Here is a 7227-nt window from a genome sequence, read left to right on the forward strand (position 1 = left end):
AGACGCCCTTCACACACCCAGGACCCAGGGAGGTTCCATGACCGACGCCATCGACAACGCGAACGCCGTCGACACCGAGGCCGTCCGGCAGTGGCTGCGCGGCTGCGTGGCCGCCAGCGTGCGCATTCCCGAGGAGAGCATCGACTTCGAGGCACCGCTGTCCCAGTACGGCCTCGACTCCGTCTACGTGTTCAGCCTCTGTGCGGACATCGAGGACCACTACGGCATCGAGGTGGAACCCACGCTGCTCTGGGACCACCCCGCCATCGGCCCGCTGGCGGAGGCGCTCGCCCCGCTGATCGCCGACCGGTAGGCCGGTGGACGCCACATGACGAAGGAGGGCCGCCGGGCGAACCGGCGGCCCTCCTTCGTCATCCGGCAACCGGCGGGCGCGGTCAGGCCGTGGTCAGCCGGACCGGCAGGCGCTCCGGGCCGTTGACGACGATCGAGTCCAGCAGCTTGGGCTCGCCGGCCAGCTCGATCCTTACCTTGCGGTCGAGCAACTCGCCGTAGAGCAAGCGCAGTTCGACCTTCGCCAGCATGCTGCCGAGGCAGAAGTGCTCGCCGAAGCCCAGGGCGAGGTGCCGGTTCGGCTTGCGGGTGACGCTGAAGGTGTCGGGGTCGTCGAAGACCGTCTCGTCGCGGTTGGCCGACGGCAGCCAGAAGACCACCCGGTCGCCCTCCTCGATCTTCTTGCCGTGGATCTCGGTGGCCCTGGTGGCGGTGCGCATGATGTGGGTGGCGGTGGAGGTCCAGCGCAGGACTTCCTCCACCGCGGACGGCAGCAGCTCCCGGTCGTCGACCAACCGCTTCCACTGGTCGGGGCGTTCGAGAAAGGCCAGCATGCCCCCGGCGGCCGAGATCCGGGTGTTCTCGGTGCCGCCGACCAGCAGGTTGTCGCAGTTCAGGATGACGTCCTCCGCGCCGAGCCGCTCCCCGTCGACGGTGGCCGTCGCCAGCACGCTCACCAGGTCGTCGCCCGGCCGCTTGGCCTTCTCCGCCTGGAGCGTCTCGAAGTACCCGAGGATGTCCAGGTGGGCGAACCGGCGGTCGAGCGGGTCGCCGGCGGCGAAGGCCCGGCTGGTCAGGTCGTAGAGGTGGTCCCAGTCGGACTCCGGCACCCCCATCATCTTGCAGATCACGTAGAGCGGGACGCGCGCGGCGATGTCCGACACGAAGTCGCAGTCGCCCTGCCGCAGCGCCTCGTCCACGATCCCCTTGGTGATGCCCGCCATCTCCGCCTCGATCGAGCGGACCGAGCGCACGGAGAACCACTCGTCCACCAGCCCGCGCAGCTGACGGTGGCGCGGGGCGTCGGTGAGGGCGAGGGTGCGGCCGCCGCCCGGGTCGGCGCCGTGGTCGGCGGGCCGGAGCAGGATGCCGTGGGCCGAGCTGAAGGTCTCCGCGTCCCGGTAGGCGGTGCGCACGTCCTCGTAGCGGGTCAGCGCCCAGAACCCGGGCAACTCCTTGGCCGGGTGCCAGTACACCGGGTCGTTGGCCCGCAGCCAGCGCCACTGCACAAAGGGGTCGCCGTGTGAGTACAGTCCGGGATCCACCAGATCGATCGGCGGGGCCGATTCGGCCGGCGCATTGTGCATGGGAATGCCTCACAGGTTCGTCGGAATTCGAGACCGAAATATCATGCCCCCGGTCGGGGTGTTGGCGGAATGTCGTCCGGAACGCCTCGGACGGGGGCCGGCGCCGGGTCGTCGAGTGCCTTTCCGCGTGCCCTGTCAACCGTGTTCGGGCGGTCCTTCCGCACGGTGTTCAACCGGCGCGTCGGCGCAGTTGAACGACGCGCCCCGATCGGCCTGGTCACGGGCCGGGCAGGGCCGGGCGGGCAGTTCTCGCTCATTGATCGCATCCTCGTCCCTGAGCCATAGTGGATCACGTCCCGGGCGGTGGAGAGTGCGTGCCGGGGGAAACGTGTACGGCGTCGACGGCGCCCTCGCGGCAGCGGCCGAATTCGCGATTCCGGGACGCCGAGTATTCAGTTCCGGCTGGTCCGCCTCATGGCTGCATTGCAGGGTGTCGGTCGAACCGGCGCCCTGCCCGAGGTTCGTGCCTTCGCCTGCCAGCCGATGAGACGAACCGAATGGGAGTGCGCGGGAATGGCTACGTCTGAGGGTGGACTCCGAGAGCTGCTGGGCGGTCAGCTCGCGATCTGGTACAGCCATCAGCTGGCGCCCGACAACCCGTACTTCAACGGTGGCGAGTACCTGGTGCTCGACGGCGAGGTGGACCTCGACCTGCTGGTACGGGCCTCGCGCCGGCTGATGGACGAGGCGGACGCGGTCCGGCTGCGGATCCGCGAGGTCGACGGGCAGCCGCGGCAGTACTTCCACGACGCCGCGGACTACCCGGTGGACGTCGTCGACGTCAGCGGTGAGGACGACCCGCTCGCTGCCGCCGAACGTCTCATGTGGGAGGACATCCGGCAGACGCGGGGGGCGGCCGACCGCGCCCTCTACCGCATCACGGTCTTCACCGCCGGCCCGCGCCTCACCCTCTGGTACCAGCGCGCCTACCACGTCATCCTGGACGGCCGGAGCATCGCGCTGATCGTCGGCCGGCTGTCGCAGATCTACAACGCGCTGCTGAAGGACGCCCCGGTGGAGGACTCCGCCCTCCCGTCCAGCACCGTGCTGATGGACGCGGAGCGCGACTACCGGGCCTCCGCCGACTACGAGGCGGACCGGGAGTACTGGGAGGGCGTCCTCGCCGGGCTCCTGGAGGGGGAGGGCCGCGGCGGTAGCTACGCGGGGCGGGCCCAGCGGGCCCCCGTCCGGTTCCTGGAGAACGTCGACGACACGCTCGGCGAGCGCCTGAAGGGGGCGGCCCGCGGGCTGGGCACCAACTTCGCCGGCCTGATGATCAGCGCCGCGGTGCTCTACCAGCACCACGTCACCGGGAAGCGGGACGTTGTCGTCGGCGTGCCGGTGAGCGGCCGCCTGGGCACGCGGGACCTCGCGATCCCGCTGATGACCAACAACGTCCTGCCGATCCGGGTGGAGATCACCCCGGACACCACCGTCGGCGACCTGGTGCGGCGGACCACCCGCGCGCTCTTCCGCGGCCTGCGCCACCAGCGCTACCGCTACGAGGAGATGCTCCACGACGCCGCGCTCGGCGAGGGCGACGTGTGGGACCTGATGATCAACGTGATGTCCTTCGACATCTACTCCCTGCCGTTCGGCGACTGCGCCGTCACCGCGCGCAACCTGGCCAGCGGGCCGGTCGACGGCACCCGGATCGACGTCTACGACCGGTCCGGCCTGGAGATCGCCGTCGACGTCAACCCCGACGCCCCCGACCTCGCGCCGGGAGAAGAGGTCTTCCGCCGCTTCCTCGCCCTGGCCTCCTGGCTGGTCTCCGCCGGTGCCGAGGCACCGGTCGTCCGGTCCGGCGCGCTGGACGGCGAGGAGCGCCGACGGGTGCTCGTCGAGTGGAACGACACCGCGGTCGAGTTCGGCGGCTCGCCGGTGCCGGAGCTGTTCGCGGCGCAGGCGACCCGCACCCCGGGCGCGGTGGCGGTGGTCGCGGACGGCGCCGAACTGTCGTACGCGGAGCTGGACGCCCGCGCCAACCGCCTCGCGCACCTCCTGCTGGGCGAGGGGGTCGGCCCCGAGTCGGTGGTCGGCATCTGCCTGCCGCGGGGCGTGGACGCGGTCGTGGCGATCCTCGCCGTCTGGAAGGCCGGCGCCGGCTACCTGCCGATCGACCCCGAGCACCCGGCGGACCGCATCGCCTACCTGCTGGCCGACAGCGGCGCCGCCGTGACGCTGACCGACGGCGCGACCCCGGCCGAGCGGTTCGCCGGCGGCTCGCGGGTGGTCGCGCTGGACGGCGCGCCACTGGCCGCCCGACTGGCCGCCCTGCCCGCGACGGCGCCCGAGGTGCCGCTCGCGGCGGACGGCCTGGCGTACGTGATCTACACCTCGGGTTCGACCGGCCGTCCGAAGGGCGTCGCGGTCACCCACCGCGGCCTCGCGAACTACACCCAGTGGGCGGCCGGTTCGTACCGCACCGCGGGAGGTGCGCCGCTGCACTCCTCGCTGGCCTTCGACCTGACGGTGACCAGCGTGGTCGTGCCGCTGGTCTCCGGTGCGCCGGTGGTGGTGAGCCGCGAGGGCGGCGCCGAGGGGCTGGCCGAGCTGCTGCGCTCCCCGGTCGGTGGCTTCGGCCTGGTGAAGGCCGTCCCGGCGCACCTGCCCGTGCTCGGCGAGATGCTGACCGACGGACAGCTCGCGAACGCCGCGGCCACCTGGGTGGTGGGCGGCGAGGCACTGCCGGGCCCGGCAGTGCGCGACCTGCTGGAGCTGGCCCCCGGGTCGGTCGTGGTGAACGAGTACGGCCCGACCGAGACGGTGGTCGGGTGCTCCGTCTTCGAGGTCCGGGCCGGGCAGGAGCTGGGCGACTCGGTGCCGATCGGCCGGCCGATCGCCAACATGAGGCTGTACGTGCTCGACGACTTCCTGCGGCCGGTGGCGCCCGGGGTCGCGGGCGAGCTCTACATCGCGGGCGTCCAGCTGGCGCGCGGCTACGTGAACCGCGCGGGCCTGACGGCCGAGCGTTTCGTCGCGAACCCGTTCGAGTCGGGTGTGCGGATGTACCGCACCGGCGACGTCGGCCGCTGGACGCGCGGGGGCGAGCTGGAGTACCTGGGGCGCGCGGACGAGCAGCTGAAGGTCCGCGGCTACCGCATCGAGCCGGGCGAGGTCGAGGCCGTCCTGGCGTCCCACCCGATGGTCGCCCGGGCCGCGGTGGTCGCCCGCGAGGACACGCCCGGCGACGTGCAGCTCGTCGGCTACGTGGTACCCGCCGGCGAGGCGGAACAACTGGACGACCAGGTCCGGGCGTTCGCCGCCGAGCAGCTGCCCGCGCACATGGTCCCGGCCGCGGTCGTGGTCCTCGACGACCTGCCGCTGGCGATGAGCGGCAAGCTGGACCGCAAGGCTCTGCCCGCCCCCGACTTCGGTGTCCGCGCGGGGGCCGGACGGGCCCCGGCGAACGCGCGCGAGGAGATCCTCTGCGCGGCGTTCGCGGAGGTCCTCGGCCTGGAGCGGGTCGGCGTCGACGACAACTTCTTCCAGCTCGGCGGCCAGTCCCTGATGGCGATCCGCCTGGTGGGCGCGATCCGCAAGCTCGGCGTCTCCGTCTCGGTGCGGGCGTTCTTCGAGTCCCCGACGCCGGCCGGCCTCGCCCAGTCCGTGGGCGCCGGGGAGGTCGCCGTCCCGGCGAACCTGATCCCCGCCGACGCGACCGCGCTCACGCCCGGAATGCTGCCGCTGGTCGACCTGTCGGCCGAGGAGCTGGCACGCGTCGTCGCCACGGTGGCCGGCGGTGCGGCCAACATCGCGGACGTCTACCCGCTGGCGCCGCTGCAGGAGGGCCTGCTCTTCCACCACCTCATGGCCGACGGCGACGACGACACCTACCTCGCCTCGTTCGTCCTGGAGTTCGACTCCGAGGGCCGGCTCGACGCCTTCGCCGACGCACTGCAGCAGGTGCTGGACCGACACGACATCTTCCGGACGGCGATCGTCTGGGAGGGGCTGCGTGAGCCGGTCCAGGTGGTGTGGCGCAAGGCCGAACTCCCGGTGACCGAGGTCGTCCTCGACCCGGCGGCCGGGGACCCGGTCACCGCGCTGCCGACGGCGGTCGGCCGGACGGTGGACCTCACCCGCGCCCCACTGCTCGGGCTCCACGTGGCCGCCACCGCGGACGGCCGCCGGCTCGCTCTGCTGCAACTGCACCACCTGGTGCAGGACCACACCACGGTCGAGGTGCTGCTCGCCGAGATCGAGGCCGTCATGGGTGGCCGCGGCGCCGAACTGCCGCAGCCGCTGCCGTTCCGCGACATCGTGGTCCAGGCGCGAGCGGGTCTCGACGGGGGAGCGCACGAGCGCTTCTTCGCCGACCTGCTGGGTGACGTCACCGAGCCGACCGCGCCGTTCGGACTGCTGGAGACGCGCGAGGCCGGCGCCGAGTCGGTCGACGCCGAAGTGCGGATCGCCCCCGACCTGGAGCGCAAGCTCCGCCGGGTCTCCCGGAAGGTCGGTGCCAGCCCCGCGACGCTGATGCACCTCGCGTGGGCCCGCGTGCTCGCCGCGGTCAGCGGCCGGGACGACGTGGTGTTCGGCACGGTGCTGTTCGGCCGGATGAACGCCGACGCCCAGGCGGACCGGCAGCTCGGCCCCTTCATGAACCTCCTGCCGGTGCGGGTGAAGACCGGGGAACTGGGTGTCCTGGCCGCCGTGGGTGCGGTGCGCAGCCAGCTCGCCGCCCTGCTGGAGCACGAGCACGCGCCGCTCGCCGTGGCGCAGAACGCCAGCGGGGTGGACGGCGAGGGCCCGCTCTTCGCCTCGATGTTCAACTTCCGCCACAACGACCGCTCCGTCAGCAAGAGCGGCTCCCTCTTCGAGGGGGTCGAGCTGCGCTACTACCGGGAGTACACCAACTACCCGCTGGCGGTGAACGTCGACGACGACGATGACGCGATGCGGGTGACGGTCGACGTGTCGCCCCAGGTGGACCCGCGCCTCGTCATATCGCTGCTGTGCACGGCGACGTGGAACCTGCTGGTGGCCCTGGAGCGGGCGATGGCGGGCGGCCCGGAGATCGCGCTGAACGCGGTCCAGGTGCTGGCTCCTGAGGAGCTTCACCGGGTTTTGGTGGAGTGGAACGACACGGCTGTCGGGGGTGTGGTGTCGACGTTGCCGGCGTTGTTCGAGGCGCGGGTGGCGTCGTCGCCGGATGCGGTGGCGGTGGTCTTCGAGGGTGTGGAGGTGTCGTTCGCGGAGTTGGATGCGCGGGCGAACCGGCTGGCGCGGTTGCTGATCGGCCGGGGTGTCGGTGCGGAGTCGGTCGTCGCGGTGGCGTTGGAGCGCGGTGTCGATCTGGTGGTGGCGCTGCTGGCGGTGGTGAAGGCCGGTGGGGCGTATCTGCCGGTGGACCCGTCCTATCCGGCGGAGCGGATTGCCGTGGTGTTGGAGGATGCGGCTCCGGCCGTGGTTCTGACGGCGCGGTCGTTCGCCGGTGTGGTTCCGGCCGCGGCTTCGGTGGTGGTGCTGGACGAGTCGGGCGTGGTCGAGGAGTTGTCGGGTCTGCCGGGCACGGTTCCGGGTGTTCGGGTGCTGCCGTCGCAGCCGGCGTATGTGATCTTCACGTCGGGTTCGACGGGTCGTCCGAAGGGTGTGGTGGTGCCGCACGAGGGCATCGTGAACC

Annotated in this window: 3 protein-coding genes; 2 read left to right on the forward strand and 1 reads right to left on the reverse strand. The window is 72.1% G+C overall.

The features are described 5' to 3' along the window. Window positions 1-37 precede the first annotated feature (37 nt). Entirely contained in the window at window positions 38-313 is a 276-nt protein-coding gene (locus tag ACFY0X_RS29100; RefSeq protein WP_387758942.1) for an acyl carrier protein, read from the forward strand. A gap of 82 nt (window positions 314-395) precedes the next feature. Here ACFY0X_RS29100 and ACFY0X_RS29105 read toward each other — a convergent pair whose 3' ends face one another. Then, complete coding sequence (locus ACFY0X_RS29105; protein ID WP_387758943.1) at window positions 396-1556, reverse strand: cytochrome P450; 1161 nt, start codon at window positions 1554-1556, stop codon at window positions 396-398. Window positions 1557-2111: 555 nt separating this feature from the next. Here ACFY0X_RS29105 and ACFY0X_RS29110 point away from each other — a divergent pair. Then, window positions 2112-7227: amino acid adenylation domain-containing protein (locus tag ACFY0X_RS29110; RefSeq protein ID WP_387758944.1), on the forward strand; the 5116-nt coding region annotated here is incomplete at its 3' end.

Source organism: Kitasatospora sp. NPDC001547, assembly GCF_042894165.1.
Lineage (GTDB): Bacteria > Actinomycetota > Actinomycetes > Streptomycetales > Streptomycetaceae > Kitasatospora.